The sequence below is a fragment of the Gallibacterium genomosp. 1 genome, assembly GCF_001678575.1.
GTDB lineage: Bacteria > Pseudomonadota > Gammaproteobacteria > Enterobacterales > Pasteurellaceae > Gallibacterium.
In genome coordinates this window covers 25,756-49,635 of the sequence record NZ_JTJP01000051.1, presented here as the reverse complement: position 1 = coordinate 49,635, position 23,880 = coordinate 25,756, and the positions used below count along the sequence as shown (strand labels likewise).

Below are 23,880 nucleotides of genomic sequence, written 5' to 3'. Positions count from 1 at the left end.
GAAATTAGCTTCCATGAGAAAGCATTCGTCGATGTGTATGAATTGACATAATTAAGCCGAAACTAGCCATTAATGTCACAAACGATGTTCCACCATAGCTGACTAGCGGTAATGGAACACCAACAACAGGCAAAATACCACTCACCATACCAATATTAACAAAGACATAAACAAAGAATATCAATGTTAAAGCGCCGGTCAAAATTCGACCGAAGGCGTCTTGTGCTTTCGCACCAATGATTAATCCTCTCCCGATAATAAATAAGTAAATGATTAATAAAACGATAATCCCAATTAATCCGTACTCTTCACTTAATACTGCAAAAATAAAGTCAGTATGAGGCTCAGGTAGAAATTCTAACTGAGATTGTGTTCCCATCATCCAACCTTTACCGAACAAACCTCCTGAACCGATAGCGATTTTTGATTGAATAATGTGATACCCTGCACCTAAAGGATCTTTTTCAGGATCAAGCAGGGTTAATACCCGTGTTTTTTGGTAATCGTGCATTAAGTAAAACCATAACACGGGAATAAAACCAGCAACGCCAATAACAGCTGTCGCTATTAACTTCCAGCTCATTCCAGCAAGAAACACCACAAAAATGCCAGATGCCGCAACAAGAATAGAGGTTCCCAAATCGGGTTGTATTGCTACCAATAAAGTAGGCGCAATAATTAAGGCTAAGGCAATGATAGTATTGCCGAAGCTGGGCGGTAATTGCCGTTTACCTAAAAAAGTCGCCACCATTAACGGCACCGACAATTTTATCAGTTCTGATGGCTGGAAGCGAAATAGCCCTAAATCCAACCAACGTTGTGCGCCTTTACTGGTTGTACCGATTAAATCTACCAAAATCAGCAAGATAATACCGATTAAATATAAGTACGGTGCTAATTTTTGATAGAAGCGGGGCGGCAGTTGTGCAAAAACAAATAGCACGGTAAACCCCATTGCTACCTGCATTATTCGATTATCGAACATTTTTTCACTGCCACCTGAAGCACTGTAAAGCACAATTAAACCATAAATTACCACGATTATTAAGCCTAAAAGCAGCTTTAAATCAATGTGCAATCTCTGCCACAAAGTAGTTATTGTATGCTTTTCTGTCATTGTGTCGATACTCCGCTTGGATTAACTGGGGATGTTTGTGGTTGATGCGCAAAATAATAATCAAAAATTTGTCTGACGATAGGTGCGGCATTTCCTGAGCCTCCGCCAGCGTTTTCCATAATAATGGTTACAATTACCTCTGGATCATTAAATGGTGCATAAGCATTAAACCAAGCGTGATCGTGCAGGTGTTTAGACAAGTTTTTTGAGTTATAAGTTTCATTCTCTTTTAGACTGAATACTTGCGCTGTTCCCGATTTACCAGCCACTTTGTAAGGGGTACCGGCAAAAGCTTTACGAGCTGTGCCATTTGGGCTGTTGACTACGCCGTACATTCCCTGTTTTGCAATATTCCAATAAATATCATTTGGTTCGGTAATATCAGGATATTGATGTTTATCTTGATAATATTCGACCTGATTGCCGATAATTTCTTGCATTAAATGCGGAGTATTAACTTTGCCGTTATTAATCAGAATAGATAATGCTTTTGCTAACTGTAACGGTGTTGCTGTCCAATAACCTTGCCCAATACCAACTGGAATGGTATCCCCTTGGAACCAAGGCTTTTTATAGCGTTTTTGTTTCCAAGCTCTGGTTGGCATAACACCGTTCGTTTCTTCTAAAATATCGATTCCAGTGAGTTGACCGAAGCCGAATTTCATCATCCAATCCGACAGACGATCAATTCCCATTTGGTAGGCAACATTATAGAAAAAGGTATCTGATGATTCGGTAATGCCTTTGATAACATTAGTAGCACCGTGACCTGTTTTTAGCCAATCACGGAAACGCTTATTAGTGTTTGGGATCATAAAGTAACCGGGATCATAGAAAGTGGTATTGGGTGTAATAACACCTTCGGTTAATGCGGCAACCGCAATAAAAGGTTTTACTGTTGATGCTGGTGGATAAGCACCTTGTAATGCACGACTGTATAATGGACGCTCTGGATCATTCAATAATCTTTGATAATTTTGATAGGAAATACCGTCCACGAATAGATTATTGTCATAGCTTGGTGTTGAAACCATCGCTAAAATGCTGCTGTCTTTTGGGTTCATTACCACGACCGCTGCTTTTTGATTGCCGAGAAGATTAAAAATATAACGTTGTAAATCAACATCTAAGGTTAAACGAATATTTTTACCAGCAACAGCAGGTTGTTCACGTAATTTACGAATAACTTTGCCTTGGCTGTTCACTTCCACCTCTTCAAAACCGACTTGACCGTGTAGTTCATCTTCATAATAACGTTCAATACCGAGTTTGCCGATGTCGTGTGTGCCAGAATAATTGGCTTCTTTTTCTTCTTGTTTCAAGCGTTCAACATCACGGTCATTAATTCGTGCAACATAACCGAGAATATGTGTGAGTGGCTCGCCATATAGATAATGTCTTTTAAAATAAGGCTTTACTTCTAAACTTGGAAATGCATATTGATTAACGGAAAAACGTGCAATTTGATCTTCGCTTAAATCAGCTTTTAATAAAATCGGTGTATAACGTTGTGAACGGCGACGTTCTTTTTTAAAAGCATCAATATCGTCATCAGTCAAGCCAACAATTTGCCGTAATTGATTGAATGTTTGTTCTAAATTATCCACTTTTTCCGGTATGATGTATAAACCGAAAAACGTGAGGTTTTCCGCTAAGATTTTGTTATTTCTATCATAAATAATGCCACGAGTTGGGGCAATAGGTAGCAGTTTAATACGGTTACCGTTGGAACGTGTTTGGTAGGTGTCGTAATTAACAACCTGTAAATTGTATAAATTCGTTAAAAGTACTCCGGTGAGAATGAGTACACCGATAAATGAAATTAATGCACGACGAGCAAACAGATTGCTTTCTGCTTGATTGTCACGAATAGTCTCTTTTTCTTGCAAAAATTTCATTAATTTCATCTGGATTATTCTCGATGATAGGGGTGATTGGCAGTTAAACTCCAAGCGCGATATAAACTTTCTGCAACTACAATGCGTACTAAAGGGTGCGGCATAGTGAGTGCAGAAAGTGACCAACTGCGTTCAGCAGCCTGTTTGCACTCAGGAGATAAACCTTCAGGTCCACCGATTAATAAACAGACATCACGACCGTCCTGTTTCCAGCTTTCGAGTTGTTGCGCCAGTTGTGGTGTTGTCCAAGGTTTACCTGGAATATCGAGTGTGACAATCAGGCTGTTTTTCCCGCAAGCAGCCAACATTGCTTCTCCCTCTTTCTCTAAGATACGTTTAATATCTGCGTTTTTGCCACGTTTACCGGCAGGAATTTCGATCAACTCCAAAGGTAAATCTTTCGGGAAACGGCGTTGATATTCGGTGAATCCTTCAGTGACCCAAGCTGGCATTTTGGTACCGACGGCAATTAACTGTAATTTCATTGTTATGCCCACAGTTTTTCTAATTGGTAAAGCGTGCGCGCCTCTTCTTGCATAATATGTACCATCACTTGCCCAAAATCGACCACAATCCAGTCGCTGGTGTTAAAGCCCTCTGCACCGAAACTTTCAATCTGATGCTGTTTGCAATAAGCGATCAAATTTTCAGCCAGAGAGGCAACGTGGCGACTTGAATTGCCGGTACAGATCACAAGATCATCGGTAATCGGAGATTTTCCTTTTACATCAAGCACTAAAATATCTTTTGCTTTCAGATTGTCTAATTGTTCGACAATAGTTTCTAACACGTAAAACCCCTTTTTTGGTTAAAAAATAGTCCTAATTAAAATTTTAAGGCGCGAATTGTATCACGATCTTGCTTTGCGTGGAAATCTCCGTTTCGGCAGCGGCAACAGTGCAGAAGGATCGTAATGACTGACCGGAATGGAATGTCCGATATATTGTTCAATCGCCGGCAGATTAACCGCATAATCTTCACAAGCAAAACTGATTGAAATTCCGTTTTCTCCGGCACGTCCAGTTCGACCGATACGGTGTACATAATCTTCATAGTCATCGGGTAAATCATAATTGAAAACGTGCGTTACTTGCGGAATGTGTAATCCTCTTGCCGCAACATCGGTCGCAACCAGAATATCCAATTGCCCATTCGCAAATTGTTCCAATAAAGCGAAGCGTTTTTTCTGTGGCACATCACCGGTGAGTAAGCCCGCCCTTAATTGATCAGCAACTAAATATTGCCAAATTTTTTCACATTGATGCTTGGTATTAGCAAAAATGATGCAACGTTCTGGCCATTCCTCTTCCAAAAGGGTCAACAGTAATTTCATTTTGTCCTGATTAGAGGGATAAAACAGCTCTTCTTTGACCGTATCTGCGGTTTTATAGGCGGATTCAATTTCAATGTAATGCGGATCATTCATATCTTCGAAAGCCAATTCGCGTACTTTAAAGGAGAGCGTGGCAGAGAATAACATTGTTAGACGTTTACTCGGAGGCGGACAATGGCGCAAAATATAGCGAATATCGCGAATAAAGCCGAGATCAAACATTCTATCCGCTTCATCAAGCACCACAACTTGAACGTGATCGAGCGAAATAATGCGCTGTTTCATATAGTCAATCACACGACCTGTGGTGCCGATAAGAATATTCACGCCTTGTTGCAAAGCTTGAAGCTGTTTGTCATAACCATCGCCGCCGTACGCTAAACCCAGTTTTAATCCGGTAGTTTGCGCAAAGTGTTGGGCATCGTGATAAATTTGGACGGCAAGTTCACGTGTCGGAGCGAGAATAATGGCGGCCAATGTGTGATGCGACGCCGGCTCTTGAATGAGTTTTTGAAAAAGTGCTGTTAAAAAGGCAACGGTTTTCCCTGTACCTGTTTGTGCTTGTCCGGCGATATCTTTACCTGCCAATGAGTAAGGCAAGGAGTCCGCTTGAATCGGTGTGCAATACGTCATTCCCATTTTTTGCAAAGCCGAGAGAATGTTCGGATGAAGATTAAAATCACTAAATTTCGTTGAAGTTAAATATTGATGTTCCATAATAAATTAAAAAAATCTCTGCTGAATAGGCTGAATTCAGCGAGAAATTCTACTCTAAAACTGGACATTAGTCTTATTTAATGGTAACTTTGCGCCATTAAATTTTTTCTCATATCCAACTTTACAATTCGTTTTTTAATCTAATCTAACAACATTTCAGTCATTATGAATTTAACAGAATTAAAAAATATGCCCGTTTCTGAGCTGGTTAAATTAGGCGAAGAACAAATGGGGCTAGAAAATTTAGCACGTCTAAGAAAACAGGACATCATTTTTGCCATTTTAAAACAGCATTCAAAAAGTGGAGAAGATATCTTCGGAGATGGTGTTTTAGAAATTTTGCCGGATGGTTTCGGTTTTTTACGTTCCGCAGATAGTTCTTATTTGGCTGGACCAGATGATATCTATGTTTCGCCGAGTCAGATTCGCCGTTTTAATTTGCGCACCGGTGATATGATTGAGGGGAAAATCAGACCGCCGAAAGAGGGTGAACGCTATTTTGCCTTATTAAAAGTGAATCAAGTCAATGACGACCGTCCTGAAATTTCCCGCAATAAAATCCTATTTGAAAATTTAACGCCGCTTCACGCTAATTATCGCTTACGAATGGAACGTGGTAACGGTTCAACCGAAGATTTAACCGCACGTATTCTTGATTTGGCTGCACCGATTGGTAAAGGTCAACGTGCGTTAATCGTTGCACCACCAAAAGCAGGTAAAACAATGTTTTTGCAAAACATTGCACAAAGCATCACTTATAACTATCCGGAATGTATTTTAATGGTGTTGTTGATTGACGAACGTCCAGAAGAAGTGACTGAAATGCAACGTTTAGTGAAGGGTGAAGTGGTAGCTTCTACTTTCGATGAACCGGCGGCACGCCACGTTCAAGTGGCTGAAATGGTGATTGAAAAAGCAAAACGTTTGGTTGAGCATAAAAAAGATGTGGTCATTTTGTTAGATTCTATTACACGTTTAGCGCGCGCTTACAACACAGTTACACCGGCTTCGGGTAAAGTGTTGTCCGGTGGGGTAGATGCAAATGCCTTGCATCGCCCTAAACGTTTCTTTGGTGCTGCGCGTAATGTTGAAGAGGGCGGCAGCTTAACTATTATCGCTACTGCATTGGTTGATACCGGCTCTAAAATGGATGAAGTGATTTACGAGGAGTTCAAAGGAACCGGTAATATGGAGCTTCACCTTTCTCGTAAGATTGCGGAAAAACGCGTCTTCCCAGCAATTGATTTTAATAGTTCAGGTACACGTAAAGAAGAGTTGCTTACCACGCCGGATGAGTTACAAAAAATGTGGATTTTACGCAAAATTGTGCATCCTATGGGTGAAATTGAAGCGATGGAATTCTTAATTGATAAATTGTCGATGACGAAAACCAATGAAGAATTTTTTGAAGCGATGAAACGCTCTTAGTTAAAAAATATTTTGATAAAAACTACCTTATTTTGTTTTGAACTTAGCGATAAATAGGGTGGTTTTTTTATGAATAAATTACTATGTAACATTTTTTCTATTTATCAGAATAATCTATAAATCCCCGCCCTTTAAGGCGGGAGGATGTTAAGCTCTGGTGGCGTAATCGCCTTGGCAGATCCATTTGTAGGTGGTGAGTGCTTCCAATCCCATCGGGCCTCGAGCGTGCAGTTTTTGAGTGCTGACCGCAACTTCTGCACCTAAGCCGAACTCGCCTCCGTCAGTGAAGCGTGTACTTGCATTGAGATAAACAGCAGCTGAGTCAACCTGTTGGGCGAATTGCATTAATCGTTGTGGATTTTGACTTAAAATGCCGTCAGAGTGTTGACTTCCATAGCGGCGGATATGAGCGATTGCTTGATTAATATCTTTCACGATCACTACATTCAAATCGTAAGATAACCACTCTTCAGAGAGAGAGTTTTCTTGCAAAGTATGTACGCGATCACAATGTTGTTGCAGAATTGCTTTAGCTGTAGCATCAGCGTGGAAGTTGATGTTCGGCGTTTTAGCATAAGTAGCAAGTTTAGGTAAGAAAGTTTCAGCAATACTTTCTTGAACCAATAAAGTTTCTAACGTATTACAGGTGCTAGGGCGTTGTGTTTTAGCGTTATGAATAACCGCTAATGCTTTTTCAAGATTAGCACTTTCTTCAACAAAAAGATGGCAAACGCCAATACCGCCAACTATTACAGGAATAGTGGATTGTTCTTTGCATAGTTTGTGCAAGCCGGCACCACCACGTGGGATAATCATATCGATATAACGATCAAGTTTTAATAATTGTGTGATTAAGTTTCGATCCGGATTAGTAATTACTTGTACTGTAGTTGTTGGTAGTTGAGCTTGAATCAATGCCTGTTGAATGATCTCAACTAAAATCTTATTGCTGTGAGCAGTTTCTTTACCGCCACGCAAAATAACAGCATTTCCAGTTTTTAAGCATAAGCAGGCAACATCTACGGTAACATTTGGTCTGGCCTCATAAATTACACCGATAACGCCTATCGGCACACGTTTACGCTGAATGTGAATACCACTATCCAACTCAGCACCGTCAATAATATTTCCAACCGGGTCGGCAAGCGAAATAATATGTTTTACTTCATGAATAATATTGTCCAAGCGACTTTCTGTAAGGAGTAGTCGATCGATTAATGCTTCGCTAAGCCCTTGTTGGCGCGCATTTTCAATATCTTTAGCATTGGCGGCAAGAATATCACTCTGACGATCTTTTAATTGTTCGGCAATTTTTGCCAATGCACTGTTTTTTTGTTGATGAGAGAGAGCCGCAAGCTGATAAGAAGCCTGTTTGGCTTGTTGCCCTATTTGTTGTAAATCTATCATTTCCATTCCTTATAATAAAACGAGATCGTCACAATGCACTACTACCGATCCATATTCATAACCTAGAATATCGTTAATTTTGCTTGATTGTTGCCCTTTAATACGTTGCAGTGCATCGCTGTTATAGCGCACCATTGCTCTGGCTAAAGCTTTACCCTGCTGGTTTTGTAACAGTACCACTTCTCCGCGAGAAAAAGTACCTTCAACAATACGAATCCCAGCCGGTAGTAATGATTTATGTTGTATCGTCAATGCCTGCTCTGCACCATTATCGACCGTTATATAACCGGTAATCGGTGCGGCAAATAACCACTGTTTACGGCTTTCGATACCATGTGACGCTACTGTAAATTTTGTGCCGATTTCTAAATTATTGGCTAAATCAATAATCACATTCTTACGTCCGCCAGGTGCGATAATGGTTTCGATACCGGAACGAGTAGCAATATCGGCAGCGGTAATTTTAGTAGACATTCCACCCGTACCTAAGCCGGATACGCTACCTCCAGCAATTGCTTTGGTATCTTCAGTAATTTTCTCTACAACAGGAATCAGTTTTGCATTTGGGTTATTGCGTGGGTCGCAATTGAATAAACCTTGTTGGTCGGTTAATAAATAGAGCTGATCAGCGTGTGATAAAATTGCAGTTAATGCTGAGAGATTGTCATTATCACCGACTTTAATTTCTGCTGTTGCCACGGCATCATTTTCATTGATTACAGGGATAATCTGATTTTCTAACATTGCCATTAGTGTGTCGCGTGCATTAAGAAAACGTTCTCGATCTTCAAAGTCAGCACGAGTTAATAGAACTTGCCCGATTTTAATATCATAAATTTGGAATAGCTGCTCCCAAGTTTGGATGAGTTGGCTTTGACCTACAGCTGCTAATAACTGTTTAGAGGCAATTGTTGCCGGTAATTGCGGATTGTTCAGATAATAACGACCAGCAGCAACTGCACCAGAAGTGACAATAATAAGACGATAACCCTGTTGGTGGAGAGTGGCACATTGACGTACGATTTCAAGCATATGAGGTCGATTTAATTTTGATGAACCTTGTGTTAGTACGCTGGTACCGAATTTTAAGACAATAGTTTTCATAATAACGAGTGATTGATTTGAAAGCGATTAAGTTAGCATTAAATACTTTAAAAAGCGAATAAAAGTCAACGTGTTTAAGATATAGGAGGCACGTTTTCGGACACGCTAATTTTTATGCGGTATTTTTACTAACGTATGTGCAAATTTGAGCTGTATAAAGATAAACCAGAGTACTGCAATAATGGCTAGGAGCGCACCGATTGAACCAATATAACTCAGCCCTAAATAGTGCATTACCTGATTGCCTATCAACGCACCTGCACCAATACCAACATTATAGATACCGGAAAAAATAGATGTTGCTACATCAGTTGCATCGGGAGACAGTTGTAGAACACGCATTTGCATACCTAAACCGAGAGCTGAGATGCCGATCCCCCATATAAATACTAATAAAAATATCGCTGTTGAATGTGTTCCGATTTGGTTTAATAGTGCGAGAGACAGCAGTAATATCAGCATCGAACTGAGTAGAAATTTATTTGGGTTAAGATGATAAAAAAGGTTAAACAATAGACTGGCGACTAAGCCAGATAACCCAAAAATTAATAATGCTGCTGTTGCTACATTGTCAGAGATATGACTGATTTGTATCATAAACGGTTCAATGTAGCTGTAAGCCGTGAAGTGGGCGGCAATCACAATGGCAGTGAGTAGATAAATACCCATTAACATTGGACGGCGAGCTAATATTGGCAAACTTTCGATTGAACCCGCGTTTTTACTTGGCAGGTGAGGAAGTAATTTAGCAATAGTGATCATAATGATTATCGCAGCGATGGCTATAATGGCGAAGGTAGTGCGCCAGCTTAACCATTGTCCTATCACTCTGCCTAGCGGCAAGCCAAGAACCATTGCCAAGGCGGTACCCATTTCCAACAAACCTAATGCCTGAGTGCGTTTGTCGCGCGGAGCAACGCGCATTACTAAGGAAGCTGTGATTGACCAGAATATTGAATGGGTTAAGGCGATGCCGGCTCGGGAAAGCAATAAAATCCAATAGTTCCAAGCGCAGGCGGATAAAATATGGCAGGCAACAAAAACAATAAAGAGTTTGACGAGCAAACTGCGGCGCTCCAATGCTGAAGTCATCAACATACAAGGCAATGACATCAATGCCACAATCCAAGCATATACCGTAATCATCAAGCCAACTTCAGAAACCGGCATATGAAAACTGTCGGCAATATCACTCAAGAGCGCGACAGGAATATATTCTGTGGTATTGAATACAAAAGCGGCAAATGCCATAACTATGACACGAGTATATTCAATACGGCGAACAACATTTTTGGCTAACATCTAATTAACTGTTCCTATTTTTTATTTATTGTATTTCTTAGCGTCGGGCTAATAGTAGTACTTAATGAAAACTTCGTATACTGATTTTTCATTTATTCAGCGTGGAAAAGTGTAGCTTTAAAAAGGTTTGATCTGGGTTAAGTGTTGTTAAGGAAAGTTTCTTTTATAATAGCGACTCAAAATTTATAGGGTAAAAAGTATGGCTAAATTATCACAAGAAGATCAGCAAGAGATAACGCGACTTTGCGCTAAAGCGGCATTGTTAATGTTGCAGTATGGCGCAGAAAGTATTTTAGTCGATCAGGCTGCGACTAGATTAGGAATGGCTTTGGGAATGGATAGCGTTGAATGTGCTTTAACACCGAATGCAATTGTTGTCACTACACGTTATCAGGATCATTGTATTACCACTACTAGAAGAAATTATGATAGCGGAATTAATATGGCGGTAGTGACACAGGTTCAGCGCATAATAATTGCGGCTGAACATAAAATTTATGGTATATATCAAGTGCATAAGAAATTAGAACAAGTGAAACCGTTGAAATATAATCGCTGGTTTGTCGTGTTAATGGTGGGATTGTCCTGTGCTAGTTTTGCCCGATTGGCAGGTGGTGATGTAATGATCTCCTTTATTACTTTTTGGGCTTCAGCAGTGGCAATGTTTGTTAGACAGGAGATTGGTAAACGGCACTATAATCCACTGATTAACTTTTCGGTAACCGCCTTTGTGGCTTCCTGTATTTCCGGTCAAGCATTACTTCATCATCTAGGAAATGCTCCTGAAATTGCTTTAGCATCGAGTGTATTATTATTGGTTCCCGGTTTTCCATTAATTAATTCACTTTCAGATGTATTAAAAGGATATGTCAGTATGGGAATCAGTCGTTGGGCAGTTGCGACAGTACTGACATTCGGAGCTTGTATTGGTATCGTGTTTGCATTAGCGTTTCTGCATATTAATGCTTGGGGGTAAAATGGATATTTTATTAACATTGCTAGATGATCTTTTTTTTGCTGCGATACCGGCGGTCGGTTTTGCTTTAATTTTTAATGTACCTCCTAAGGCTTTGAAATATTGTGCTACTCTAGGTGCATTGGGGCATTGTTTTAGAACTGTTTTGGTGAATTATTGTGATGTTCCAGTAGTTTTCAGCACATTTTTTGCGGCAGCATTGATCGGTTTTATTGGAGTTTATCTTTCACAACGTTTTTTGGCTCATCCGAAAGTGTTTACTGTTGCTGCTATTATTCCGATGATTCCCGGTGTTTATGCTTATAAAGCAATGATTGCGATTGTACAAATTCACCATTACAGCTATAGCGAAGCGTTATTGGCACAGGCATTGGAATATTTCATTAAAACCGGTTTTATTCTTGCAGCGTTGGTATTTGGTTTGGCACTGCCAGGACAACTCTTCTACCGCAGAAAACCTGTGGTTTAAAGATAGAATGCGCTTTTATGGTGTGATTGAGCAAAAATTAAAACAACAAATAATTTTTGTATGAAAACTGGCAATAAAATGCTAGAATTGCGAGCTTAAAAAATCTCCCTATAAGTTAGTTATTAGGTTTTAGTGGGTTTAGAATGAGTGTAGAAATCGAGAAAAAGAAAGCATCTGCATCCTCGGTAGAGGATGGAGTGAAAAGCAAAGGGCTTAATAGCACATTATGGATTGGCTGTGTGATATTAGTTCTTATTGCAGCGGTCGGTAATATCTATTTTGGTGATCAATTCTCTTCTGTTGTGCGTGTTCCAGCAATGGTTGTGCTATTGTTGTTGGCATTATTTGTTGCGGCAATCACTAATCAGGGAACTATTGCAAGAACATTTTTAAAAGAATCTCGCATTGAGTTAAGAAAAATTATTTGGCCTACTCGCCAAGAAGCAACACAAACTACGTTAATCGTAATGGGAGTAACAGTAGTCGTTTCTTTAATTTTGTGGGGATTAGATTCGATCATTGTTTCTTTGATTAACTTTATCACCAACTTGAGGTTCTAATTATGAGTGAAAATACAACACAAAAACGTTGGTATGTGTTGCAGGCGTTTTCAGGTTTTGAATCACGTGTTGCAACTGTATTGCGTGAATATATTAAGTTGCACAATATGGAAGAGCTGTTCGGTGAAGTGTTAGTTCCAACTGAAGAAGTTGTTGAAAATGTGGGTGGAAAACGCAGAAAGAGTGAAAGAAAATTTTTCCCGGGCTATGTATTGGTTCAAATGGTAATGAATGATGATACTTGGCATTTAGTACGTAGTGTCCCTAGAGTAATGGGATTTATTGGAGGAACACCGGATAATCCAGCACCAATTTCCAACCGTGAAGCAGAAATGATCCTAAATCGTTTAGAGCAGAGCAGCGATAAACCAAGACCAAAAACAATGTTCCAGCCTGGAGAAGAGGTGCGTGTTAAAGAAGGACCATTTGCCGACTTTAATGGAACAGTAGAAGAAGTGGACTATGAAAAGAGCCGCTTGAAAGTGTCCGTTTCTATTTTCGGTCGAGCAACACCTGTCGAATTGGATTTTAGTCAAGTTGAAAAATTGAGCTAATTTTTTAACTGATTTACTTGAAAAACGCTATTTCTTTATTTAGAATAGCGAGCTTTTGAAACAACGGGGAGCTGAAAAGCGTTATCACCCATAACGAGGAAATTAAAATGGCAAAGAAAGTTCAAGCCTACGTTAAGTTGCAAGTTGCAGCAGGTATGGCTAACCCTTCACCACCAGTTGGTCCAGCATTAGGTCAACAAGGTGTGAATATTATGGAATTCTGTAAAGCATTCAACGCACGTACTGAGAGCTTAGAAAAAGGTTTACCGATTCCTGTTGTTATTACTGTTTATGCAGACCGTTCTTTTACTTTTATCACTAAAACTCCTCCGGCAGCAGTATTATTGAAAAAAGCAGCTGGTATTAAATCTGGTTCAGGTAAACCGAACAAAGATAAAGTGGGTAAAGTAACTCGTCAACAAGTCCGTGAAATTGCAGAACTTAAAGCGGCTGATATGACTGGTGCAACAATTGAAACTAAGATGAAATCTATTGAAGGTACTGCACGTTCAATGGGTTTGGTAGTGGAGGACTAATCAATGGCTAAACTAACCAAACGTATGAAAGCGATCAAAGCAGCAGTAGATTCAACTAAAGCGTACGAAATTAACGAAGCGGTTGCTTTATTAAAACAATTGGCAACAGCTAAATTTGTTGAAAGTGTTGATGTAGCTGTAAATTTAGGTATTGATGCGCGTAAGTCAGATCAAAACGTTCGTGGTGCAACTGTATTGCCACACGGAACAGGTCGTTCTGTACGTGTTGCGGTATTTACACAGGGTGCAAATGCTGAAGCAGCTAAAGAAGCTGGCGCTGATTTAGTAGGTATGGAAGATTTAGCAGATCAAGTGAAAAAAGGCGAAATGAACTTCGATGTGGTTATTGCTTCTCCGGATGCAATGCGTGTTGTTGGTCAATTAGGTCAGATCCTTGGTCCACGTGGTTTAATGCCAAACCCTAAAGTGGGTACTGTAACCCCTAATGTTGCAGAAGCTGTTAAGAATGCAAAATCAGGTCAGGTTCGTTACCGTAATGATAAAAACGGTATCATCCACACAACTATCGGTAAAGTAAACTTTGAAGTTGATCAAATCAAAGAAAACTTGCAAGCGTTGTTGGCTGCATTAAATAAAGCAAAACCAAGCACAGCGAAAGGTGTTTACATCAAAAAAGTGAGCCTTTCAACTACTATGGGTGCTGGTGTTGAAATCGATCAAAGCAGTTTATAATTTGCTTTACTTTGTCGTAGGTTATCTCTATAATCTACGACCTTAACTTTTTAGTAAGATTCTGGTTGGTGCTTGACCTATTCAAGCCTCATCCAAGACCGTAGGGGAAAGAAATTTCTTAATTATCCTACGTAGATGGTGTACAGATAAGAATTTTTCTGCTTCTGGCACCGAAATTCGTCCCTTTCTGTTAAGTTGTCAGATAGGGTTTTTTATGTCTAGGAAACTAGATTGATGTATTTCAGGAGCTAAAAGCCAATGGCATTAAATCTTCAAGATAAACAAGCAGTTGTTGCTGAAGTAAGCGAAGTTGCCAAGGGTGCGTTATCTGCTGTTGTTGCCGATTCTCGTGGTGTAACAGTAGACAAAATGACTGAATTACGTAAATCAGCTCGTGAAGCTGGCGTGTATATGCGTGTTGTACGTAATACTTTATTACGTCGTGCCGTAGAAGGTAGCGCATTTGAATGCATGAAAGATACGTTTAAAGGTCCGACTCTTATCGCATTCTCTAACGAACATCCAGGTGCTGCAGCACGTTTGTTCAAAGAATTTGCTAAAGCAAACGATAAGTTCGAAATTAAAGGCGCAGCCTTTGAAGGTGAGTTCATCGAAGCAAAAGCTATCGATCGTCTAGCAACTCTACCAACATACGAAGAAGCAATTGCACGTTTGATGGGTACAATGAAAGAAGCTGCGGCTGGAAAACTTGTACGTACTATTGCGGCGATTCGCGATCAAAAAGAAGCTGCTTAATATTAGCAGTTTATTGGTTTAAAACTTTTACTTATTTTAGGAAACGATTGTTATGTCATTAACTAACGAACAAATCATTGAAGCAATTGCTGAAAAATCAGTAATGGAAATTGTAGAACTTATTTCTGCAATGGAAGAAAAATTCGGTGTTTCTGCAGCGGCAGCAGCAGTAGCAGTAGCAGCAGGCGGTGACGCAGCGGCAGCAGAAGAAAAAACTGAATTTGATGTTGTATTAGCAGAAGCTGGCGCAAATAAAGTTGCAGTAATCAAAGCAGTTCGTAGCGCAACTGGCTTAGGATTAAAAGAAGCTAAAGATTTAGTTGAATCTGCACCAGCAACCTTGAAAGAAGGCATTGCTAAAGCAGAAGCAGAAGCACTTAAGAAAGAATTAGAAGATGCTGGTGCAAAAGTTGAAATTAAATAATTGATATTATTTGATTTTTAGCAAAAATGGCTGGTGATTTTATCATCAGCCATTTTGTGCCTTTCAGAAACTATGAGAAATTACCGTTTAACTCTCGTAGTTTTAGTAAAAATGAAGTCAGTTATGACGGAATTTAAGTTATTGTTTTTATATAAAACAATCCTAACGGTATCAATTTTACACTGCCACCTTGTATAATACAGCGAGAGTGTGTGGATTGTGGGTCTGAACAGCAAGCAGAGGAACCTATGGTTTACTCCTATACCGAGAAAAAACGTATTCGTAAAGACTTCGGCAAACGTCCGCAAGTTCTAAATATCCCTTATTTATTAACTATCCAAATAGATTCTTTCGAGAAGTTTATCCAGAAAGATCCTGAAGGTCAGCAAGGTTTAGAGGCTGCATTCCGTTCAGTATTTCCAATTGTAAGCAATAATGGCAATACTGAGTTGCAATATGTAGATTATAAGTTAGGTGAGCCTGTATTTGATGTTAGAGAATGCCAAATTCGAGGCACAACTTATGCAGCGCCATTACGTGTGAAACTACGCCTTGTCAGCTATGATAAAGATGCCGCACCCGGTACAGTAAAAGATATAAAAGAACAAGATGTGTATATGGGTGAAATTCCATTGATGACCGATAATGGTACATTTGTGATCAATGGAACAGAGCGTGTTATTGTTTCTCAGTTACACCGTAGTCCGGGAGTATTCTTTGATAGCGACAAAGGTAAAACACATTCTTCAGGAAAAATTTTATATAACGCACGAATTATTCCTTATCGTGGTTCGTGGTTAGATTTTGAATTTGATCCAAAAGATAATCTGTTTGCGCGTATTGACCGTCGCCGTAAATTACCGGCAACAATTATCTTGCGTGCATTAGGTTATACAACCGAAGAAATTTTAAATTTATTCTTCGAAAAAATTGTATTTGAAATCAAAGATAATCAATTATTAATGACCTTAGTTCCAGATAGATTGCGTGGTGAAACTGCAACATTTGACATCGAAGCTAATGGTAAAATTTATGTTGAACGTGGTCGTCGTATTACAGCACGCCATATTCGTCAATTAGAAAAAGATGGTGTTACTCAGGTCGTTGTACCAGCAGAATACATTGTTGGTAAAGTTGCTGCCAAAGATTATGTGGATTTAACAACAGGCGATATTATCTGTCCAGCAAATACAGAATTAAGTTTAGAATTATTGGCGAATTTAAGCCAAGCTGGTTATAACACAATTGAAACACTATTCACAAATGATCTTGATTACGGTCCATATATTTCAGAAACATTAAGAGTGGATCCATCTTATGATCGTCTTAGTGCTTTAGTTGAAATTTATCGTATGATGCGTCCGGGTGAGCCACCAACAAAAGAAGCAGCAGAAGGATTATTTGATAATCTATTCTTCTCACCAGATCGTTACGATCTTTCTGCTGTCGGACGTATGAAATTTAATCGTTCTTTAGATATTCCTGAAGGTGAAGGTACAGGTATTCTAAGTAAAGAAGATATTATCCTAGTAATGAAGAAATTAATCGACATTCGTAATGGTCGAGGTGAAGTGGATGATATTGATCATTTAGGAAATCGTCGTATTCGCTCAGTGGGAGAAATGGCGGAAAACCAATTCCGTATTGGCTTAGTTCGTGTTGAACGTGCGGTTAAAGAGCGCCTTTCATTGGGTGATCTTGATTCTGTGACACCACAGGATCTAATCAATGCAAAACCAATTTCAGCTGCAGTTAAAGAATTTTTCGGTTCATCACAACTTTCTCAGTTTATGGATCAAAATAACCCACTTTCAGAAGTAACGCATAAGCGTCGTATTTCTGCATTAGGGCCGGGTGGTTTAACCCGTGAGCGTGCAGGCTTTGAAGTGCGTGATGTTCACGCAACTCACTATGGTCGTGTATGTCCAATTGAAACTCCTGAAGGGCCGAATATCGGGTTGATTAACTCATTATCTGTTTATGCGCGAACCAATGATTACGGTTTCTTAGAAACTCCGTATCGTAAAGTGGTTAATGGTCAGGTAACTGAAGAAATTGAATATTTGTCTGCAATTGAAGAAGGTAATTATGTTATTGCGCAGGCAAACTCTAATTTAGATGAAAATTTCCGCTTTACTGATACTTTCGTTACTGCACGTGGCGAGCATGGTGAATCAGGTTTATATCGTCCGGAAGAAATCCAGTATATGGATATTTCAACTCAACAGATCGTATCCGTTGCGGCTGCGTTAATTCCATTCTTAGAACACGATGATGCGAACCGTGCTTTGATGGGAGCGAACATGCAACGTCAAGCAGTGCCTACGTTAAGATCGGATAAACCGTTAGTTGGTACTGGTATTGAAAAAGCGGTTGCTGTGGATTCAGGGGTAACAGTGGTTGCTAAACGTGGTGGTTATATTCAATACATTGATGCTTCTCGTATCGTGGTTAAAGTGAATGAAGATGAAACCATTCCGGGTGAAGCAGGTATTGATATTTATAATTTAACTAAATATACCCGTTCAAACCAAAATACCTGTATTAACCAAGTGCCTTGTGTCTCTTTAGGTGAACCTATCGGACGTGGCGAAGTGTTGGCAGACGGTCCGTCAACTGACTTGGGTGAATTGGCATTAGGTCAGAATATGCGCGTGGCGTTTATGCCTTGGAACGGTTATAACTTCGAAGACTCAATGTTAGTTTCCGAACGTGTGGTTCAGGAAGATCGTTTTACTACTATTCATATTCAGGAACTCTCTTGTATTGCTCGTGATACTAAATTAGGTGCGGAAGAAATCACTGCGGATATTCCGAATGTCGGGGAGGCTGCATTAAGTAAGCTAGATGAATCCGGGATCGTTTATATCGGTGCGGAAGTAAAAGGCGGAGATATTCTAGTGGGTAAAGTTACACCAAAAGGTGAAACACAACTTACTCCTGAAGAAAAATTATTACGTGCTATCTTCGGTGAAAAAGCATCTGATGTAAAAGATTCTTCATTACGTGTACCGAACAGTACAACAGGTACGGTTATTGATGTTCAAGTGTTTACACGCGATGGCGTAGAAAAAGATAAACGTGCGTTAGAAATTGAAGAGATGCAGTTAAAACAAGCGAAGAAAGATTTAACTGCGGAATTGGATATTCTTGAAGCTGGTTTATTTACCCGTGTCCGTAATTTGTTGTTAGCGAACGGATTTAGTGCGGATAAGCTTGAACAGATGAATCGTATGAAATGGCTTGAGCAATCTCTTGCGGATGAAGAGAAACAAGCTCAGTTAGAACAGCTTTCCGAACAGTTGGATGAGTTACGCAAAGAATTTGATCATAAATTAGAGGTTAAACGTAATAAGATTATTCAAGGTGATGATCTTGCACCGGGTGTATTGAAAGTTGTTAAAGTATACCTTGCAGTGAAACGTCAAATTCAGCCGGGTGATAAAATGGCAGGTCGTCACGGTAATAAAGGGGTTATTTCTAAGATTAATCCAATCGAAGATATGCCATATGATGAGAATGGACAACCAGTGGATATCGTGTTAAACCCATTAGGGGTACCATCTCGTATGAATATCGGTCAGATCTTGGAAACTCACTTAGGATTTGCAGCGAAAGGTATTGGTGATCAAATTAACCGTATGATCAAAGAAAAACAGGAAGTTGCCAAATTACGTGAATATATCCAAAAAGCGTATGACTTAGGTGATGCTTGTCAAAAAGTAGATCTCAGTACCTTTACCGATGAAGAAGTGATGCGTTTGGCACAAAACTTGCGTAAAGGCTTACCTCTTGCAACACCGGTGTTTGATGGTGCAGAAGAGAAAGAAATTAAAGGCTTGTTGGAATTAGCTGGATTACCGACCTCTGGACAAATTACGCTTTATGATGGTCGTACTGGTGAGAAATTTGAACGTCCAGTAACAGTAGGTTATATGTATATGCTCAAATTGAATCACTTAGTTGACGATAAGATGCACGCTCGTTCAACCGGTTCTTATAGTCTTGTTACGCAACAACCTCTTGGAGGTAAGGCACAATTCGGTGGTCAACGTTTTGGGGAAATGGAAGTTTGGGCATTGGAAGCATATGGTGCTGCATACACCTTACAAGAGATGTTAACAGTTAAATCGGATGACGTGAACGGTCGTACCAAGATGTATAAAAATATTGTTGATGGTACTCACCAAATGGATCCGAGTATGCCTGAATCATTTAACGTATTGCTTAAAGAAATTCGTTCTTTGGCAATTAATATTGATTTGGACGACGAACAAACTGAATAATCAAGTTCAAAATTAGCCCAAGTGCGGTATAAGCCGCACTTGAATTAAGTTTAACTCCGATGGGAGCAAATCTGTGAAAGACTTAGTTAAGTTTTTAAAAACACAATCTAAATCAAGAGAAGATTTTGATGTGATCAAAATCGGTTTGGCTTCGCCTGATATGATTCGTTCGTGGTCATATGGAGAAGTAAAAAAACCGGAAACAATCAATTACCGTACTTTTAAACCGGAACGTGACGGTCTATTCTGTGCGCGTATTTTCGGGCCGGTCAAAGACTACGAATGTTTATGCGGAAAATATAAACGTTTAAAACATCGTGGTGTGATTTGTGAAAAATGTGGTGTTGAAGTTACTCAAGCTAAAGTTCGTCGTGAACGTATGGGGCATATTGAATTAGCTTCACCTGTTGCACATATTTGGTTCTTGAAATCTTTGCCATCCCGTATCGGTTTATTATTGGATATGCCGTTGCGTGATATTGAACGTGTGCTTTATTTTGAATCATATATTGTTATTGAAGCTGGAATGACCGATTTAGAAAAAGGTCAGTTGCTTACAGAAGAACAATTCTTAGAAGCGGAAGAGCGTTGGGGCGATGAATTTGAAGCGAAGATGGGTGCGGAAGCTATTCAAGCCTTACTTCGTGATATGGATCTTGAACATCAATGTGAAACATTGCGCGAAGAGTTACAAGAAACCAATTCAGAAACTAAACGTAAAAAAATTACTAAACGCTTGAAATTATTGGAAGCATTTATTCAATCCGGTAACAAACCGGAATGGATGGTGTTGACTGTATTGCCGGTATTGCCACCGGATTTACGTCCATTAGTTCCGCTTGACGGTGGTCGTTTTGCGACATCTGATTTGAACGATTTATATCGTCGCGTGATCAACCGTAACAATCGTTTAAAACGTTTATTAGATCTTATTGCGCCGGATATTATCGTGCGTAATGAAAAGCGTATGTTGCAAGAATCTGTTGATGCGTTGTTGGACAATGGTCGTCGTGGTCGAGCAATTACAGGTTCAAATAAACGTCCATTAAAATCATTAGCGGATATGATCAAAGGTAAACAAGGTCGTTTCCGTCAGAACTTATTGGGTAAACGTGTTGACTATTCCGGTCGTTCTGTAATTACAGTAGGGCCATACTTGCACTTGCATCAATGTGGTTTACCGAAAAAAATGGCATTGGAATTATTCCGTCCATTTATTTATTCAAAATTAGAAAGTCGTGGTTTGGCATCAACCATTAAAGCAGCTAAGAAAATGGTTGAACGTGAAGATGCGATTGTTTGGGATATTTTGGCGGAAGTTATTCGCGAACATCCAATCCTTCTTAACCGTGCTCCGACTTTGCACCGTTTAGGTATTCAGGCATTTGAGCCGATTTTGATTGAAGGTAAAGCGATTCAATTACATCCATTAGTATGTGCGGCGTTCAATGCGGACTTCGATGGTGACCAAATGGCGGTGCACGTACCATTAACGTTGGAAGCGCAGTTAGAAGCGCGTGCGTTAATGATGTCTACCAATAACATTTTATCGCCAGCAAACGGTGATCCGATTATCGTTCCGTCACAAGACGTAGTATTGGGGCTTTATTATATGACCCGCGAAAAAGTGAACGGTAAAGGCGAAGGAATGTTGTTGCAAGATCCACGCGAAGCTGAAAAAGCGTATCGTACTGGGCGTGCTGAACTTCATTCTCGTGTAAAAGTTCGTATAACTGAATATGAAAAGAATGAAAACGGTGAATTTGAAGCAAAAACCACATTGACAGATACCACAGTCGGTCGAGCTATTTTATGGATGATTGCTCCGAAAGGTATGCCATTTAGCTTATTTAATCAAACATTAGGTAAGAAACAAATTTCTAAATTGATCAACGAAAGTTATCGCCGTTTGGGAATGAAAGACAGTGTGATCTTTGCCGACCAAATTATGTATACTGGTTTTGCTTATGCGGCACGCTCAGGTTCATCAGTTGGTATTGACGATATGGTTATTCCGGAGAAGAAATATGAAATTATCTCTTCTGCCGAAGAAGAAGTTGCTGAAATTCAAGAACAATTTAACTCAGGTTTGGTAACTGCCGGTGAACGTTACAACAAAGTGATCGATATTTGGGCGGCAGCTAACGAACGTGTTGCCAAAGCGATGATGGAAAACCTTTCAACAGAAGAAGTGGTTAACCGTCAAGGTGAATTAGAAAAACAAGCATCATTTAACAGCATCTTTATGATGGCTGATTCCGGTGCGCGTGGTTCTGCGGCGCAGATTCGTCAGCTTGCCGGTATGCGTGGTTTGATGGCTCGTCCGGATGGTTCGATCATTGAAACCCCGATTACAGCAAACTTCCGTGAAGGTTTGAACGTATTGCAGTACTTTATTTCAACTCACGGTGCGCGTAAAGGTTTGGCAGATACTGCATTAAAAACAGCAAACTCAGGTTATTTGACTCGTCGTTTGGTTGATGTGGCACAAGATTTAGTCGTTGTTGAAGATGATTGTGGTACTCACGAAGGTATCGTGATGACCCCATTAATTGAAGGTGGTGATGAAAAAGTCAGCTTGAAAGAGTTAGTATTGGGACGTGTAACAGCAGAAGATGTGTTGCAACCGGGTACAGAAGAAGTATTAATCCCTCGTAATACACTATTAGATGAAAAATGGTGTGAAGTGATTGATAAATACTCTGTGGATAGCATTAAAGTGCGTTCTGTTGTAACTTGTGATACTGATTTTGGTGTTTGTGCGAAATGTTATGGACGCGATCTTGCGCGTGGTCACTTAATTAACCAAGGTGAAGCAATCGGTGTTATTGCGGCACAATCTATCGGTGAGCCAGGTACACAGTTGACAATGCGTACTTTCCATATTGGTGGTGCAGCGTCTGCAGCAGCAAAAGAATCAAGTATTCAAGTTAAAAATACCGGTACTATCCGTTTAACCAATGCGAAATTCGTTACGAATCACGAAGGTAAATTGGTGATTACTTCACGTAATACTGAATTAACCGTGGTTGATACTTTCGGACGTACTAAAGAGCATTATAAATTGCCATACGGCTCAGTTTTAAGTAAAGCGAATGGTGATGAAGTAACTGCTGGTGAAACTGTAGCTAACTGGGATCCGCATACTATGCCAGTTGTTTCAGAAGCACAAGGTTTCGTGAAGTTTGTTGATATCATTGATGGTCTAACTGTAACTCGTCAAACTGATGAATTGACCGGTTTGTCTTCTATTGTTGTTCAAGATGTCGGTGAACGTGCGACAGCTGGTAAAGATCTTCGCCCGGCATTGAAATTAGTCGATGCTCAAGGTAATGATGTCTTAATTCCGGGTACAGATGTTGCAGCGCAATACTTCCTACCGGGTAAAGCCATTGTAACATTAGATGACAATGCCGAAGTGAATATCGGGGACTCTTTAGCACGTATTCCACAAGAATCATCAGGTACTAAAGATATTACCGGTGGTCTTCCACGTGTTGCAGACTTGTTTGAAGCGCGTAAACCGAAAGAACCGGCAATCCTTGCAGAAATTTCCGGGGTAGTTTCATTCGGTAAAGAAACCAAAGGTAAACGCCGTTTGGTTATCACACCGAACGAAGGCGAAGCACACGAAGAGATGATCCCTAAATGGCGTCAACTTAACGTGTTTGAAGGTGAGATGGTTCAACGTGGGGATATTATTTCTGATGGTCCGGAATCACCACACGATATTTTACGTTTACGCGGTGTGCGTGCGGTTACTGAATATATCGTTAATGAAGTTCAAGACGTTTACCGCTTACAAGGGGTAAAAATTAACGATAAACATATCGAAGTTATCGTACGCCAAATGTTGCGTAAATGTATCATCACAAACCCATACGACTCTGAATTCCTTGAAGGAGAACAGGTTGAAGTAGCTCGTGTGAAAGTGGTGAACCGTAAACGTGCGGAAGAAGGTAAACCGTTAGTAGAATTCCAACGTGAATTGCTTGGTATCACTAAAGCGTCATTGGCAACAGAATCCTTTATCTCTGCGGCATCGTTCCAAGAAACAACACGTGTTCTTACTGAAGCAGCAGTTGCCGGTAAACGTGATGAGTTACGCGGCTTAAAAGAAAACGTGATTGTTGGACGCTTAATTCCTGCGGGAACAGGTTTTGCCTACCACCAAAGCAAAGCGAAAAAACGTGCTGCGGCGGCTAATAACAGCAATGAATTGGTAACGGAAGAACCAACCATTACTGCGGAAGAAGCGACAGCGAACTTGGCAGAAATGTTAAATATGGTAGAGGATTAATTTAGTATTCTTCTAATACT

18 protein-coding genes and 1 pseudogene are annotated in these 23,880 nt (G+C 39.9%); 11 read left to right on the top strand and 8 right to left on the bottom strand.

The window, feature by feature from the left end; translation table 11 throughout:
- Positions 1–4: 4 nt before the first annotated feature.
- From rodA to rhlB, 5 genes and pseudogenes are all read right to left on the bottom strand, one after another.
- Positions 5–1,117: a rod shape-determining protein RodA gene (rodA, locus tag QV04_RS09440; protein ID WP_065231272.1), complete on the bottom strand. Its 1,113-nt coding sequence runs from the start codon at positions 1,115–1,117 to the stop codon at positions 5–7.
- Complete coding sequence (gene mrdA, locus QV04_RS09435; protein WP_039172813.1) at positions 1,114–3,024, bottom strand: penicillin-binding protein 2; 1,911 nt, start codon at positions 3,022–3,024, stop codon at positions 1,114–1,116. Before mrdA ends, rodA begins: the two co-directional genes overlap by 4 nt.
- A 5-nt stretch (positions 3,025–3,029) precedes the next feature.
- Entirely contained in the window at positions 3,030–3,500 is a 471-nt protein-coding gene (gene rlmH / locus QV04_RS09430; RefSeq protein WP_013746148.1) for a 23S rRNA (pseudouridine(1915)-N(3))-methyltransferase RlmH, read from the bottom strand.
- 2 nt (positions 3,501–3,502) lie between these two features.
- Positions 3,503–3,805 (bottom strand): ribosome silencing factor, encoded by a 303-nt coding sequence (rsfS, locus tag QV04_RS09425; RefSeq protein ID WP_018346346.1) that lies wholly within the window; start codon positions 3,803–3,805, stop codon positions 3,503–3,505.
- A gap of 90 nt (positions 3,806–3,895) precedes the next feature.
- Positions 3,896–5,065 (bottom strand): annotated as a pseudogene (rhlB, locus tag QV04_RS09420) (ATP-dependent RNA helicase RhlB); the annotation flags it as partial.
- A 165-nt stretch (positions 5,066–5,230) separates the two neighbouring features.
- Here rhlB and rho point away from each other — a divergent pair.
- Positions 5,231–6,493: a transcription termination factor Rho gene (gene rho / locus QV04_RS09415; RefSeq protein WP_013746151.1), complete on the top strand. Its 1,263-nt coding sequence runs from the start codon at positions 5,231–5,233 to the stop codon at positions 6,491–6,493.
- Positions 6,494–6,640: 147 nt separating this feature from the next.
- On the opposite strand, the gene proA is transcribed toward rho, so the two are convergent.
- The 3 genes from proA to QV04_RS09400 all read right to left on the bottom strand — a co-directional run bounded on the left by proA (position 6,641) and on the right by QV04_RS09400 (position 10,306).
- Positions 6,641–7,900: a glutamate-5-semialdehyde dehydrogenase gene (proA, locus tag QV04_RS09410; RefSeq protein WP_065231274.1), complete on the bottom strand. Its 1,260-nt coding sequence runs from the start codon at positions 7,898–7,900 to the stop codon at positions 6,641–6,643.
- 9 nt (positions 7,901–7,909) lie between these two features.
- Positions 7,910–9,004: a glutamate 5-kinase gene (proB, locus tag QV04_RS09405; protein ID WP_065231275.1), complete on the bottom strand. Its 1,095-nt coding sequence runs from the start codon at positions 9,002–9,004 to the stop codon at positions 7,910–7,912.
- Between the two features lie 105 nt (positions 9,005–9,109).
- Positions 9,110–10,306 (bottom strand): sugar transporter, encoded by a 1,197-nt coding sequence (locus tag QV04_RS09400; protein ID WP_065231276.1) that lies wholly within the window; start codon positions 10,304–10,306, stop codon positions 9,110–9,112.
- A gap of 199 nt (positions 10,307–10,505) precedes the next feature.
- On the opposite strand from QV04_RS09400, the gene QV04_RS09395 reads away from it, so the two are divergent.
- From QV04_RS09395 to rpoC, 10 genes are all read left to right on the top strand, one after another.
- Positions 10,506–11,282 carry a threonine/serine ThrE exporter family protein gene (locus QV04_RS09395; RefSeq protein ID WP_039133707.1) on the top strand — a complete coding sequence of 259 codons (777 nt, stop codon included), beginning with the start codon at positions 10,506–10,508 and terminating at the stop codon, positions 11,280–11,282.
- Position 11,283: 1 nt separating this feature from the next.
- On the top strand, positions 11,284–11,751 hold the full coding sequence (locus QV04_RS09390) for a threonine/serine exporter family protein (protein ID WP_039133705.1): 468 nt from the start codon (positions 11,284–11,286) through the stop codon (positions 11,749–11,751).
- Between the two features lie 143 nt (positions 11,752–11,894).
- Positions 11,895–12,311: a preprotein translocase subunit SecE gene (secE, locus tag QV04_RS09385; RefSeq protein ID WP_039133702.1), complete on the top strand. Its 417-nt coding sequence runs from the start codon at positions 11,895–11,897 to the stop codon at positions 12,309–12,311.
- Between the two features lie 2 nt (positions 12,312–12,313).
- Positions 12,314–12,865 (top strand): transcription termination/antitermination protein NusG, encoded by a 552-nt coding sequence (gene nusG / locus QV04_RS09380; protein ID WP_039133699.1) that lies wholly within the window; start codon positions 12,314–12,316, stop codon positions 12,863–12,865.
- Between the two features lie 107 nt (positions 12,866–12,972).
- Positions 12,973–13,401, top strand: coding sequence for a 50S ribosomal protein L11 (rplK, locus tag QV04_RS09375; RefSeq protein ID WP_039133696.1), 429 nt, complete (start codon positions 12,973–12,975; stop codon positions 13,399–13,401).
- A 3-nt stretch (positions 13,402–13,404) separates the two neighbouring features.
- The gene (gene rplA, locus QV04_RS09370) at positions 13,405–14,094 is read left to right on the top strand and encodes a 50S ribosomal protein L1 (RefSeq protein ID WP_013746163.1); all 690 of its coding nucleotides are present in this window, start codon (positions 13,405–13,407) and stop codon (positions 14,092–14,094) included.
- A gap of 258 nt (positions 14,095–14,352) precedes the next feature.
- Complete coding sequence (gene rplJ / locus QV04_RS09365) at positions 14,353–14,850, top strand: 50S ribosomal protein L10 (RefSeq protein WP_013746164.1); 498 nt, start codon at positions 14,353–14,355, stop codon at positions 14,848–14,850.
- A 52-nt stretch (positions 14,851–14,902) separates the two neighbouring features.
- Positions 14,903–15,274: a 50S ribosomal protein L7/L12 gene (gene rplL, locus QV04_RS09360; RefSeq protein WP_065231277.1), complete on the top strand. Its 372-nt coding sequence runs from the start codon at positions 14,903–14,905 to the stop codon at positions 15,272–15,274.
- A gap of 248 nt (positions 15,275–15,522) precedes the next feature.
- Positions 15,523–19,560: a DNA-directed RNA polymerase subunit beta gene (gene rpoB, locus QV04_RS09355; protein WP_039172822.1), complete on the top strand. Its 4,038-nt coding sequence runs from the start codon at positions 15,523–15,525 to the stop codon at positions 19,558–19,560.
- Positions 19,561–19,633: 73 nt separating this feature from the next.
- The gene (gene rpoC / locus QV04_RS09350; protein ID WP_065231278.1) at positions 19,634–23,860 is read left to right on the top strand and encodes a DNA-directed RNA polymerase subunit beta'; all 4,227 of its coding nucleotides are present in this window, start codon (positions 19,634–19,636) and stop codon (positions 23,858–23,860) included.
- The last annotated feature ends 20 nt before the right edge of the window (positions 23,861–23,880 follow it).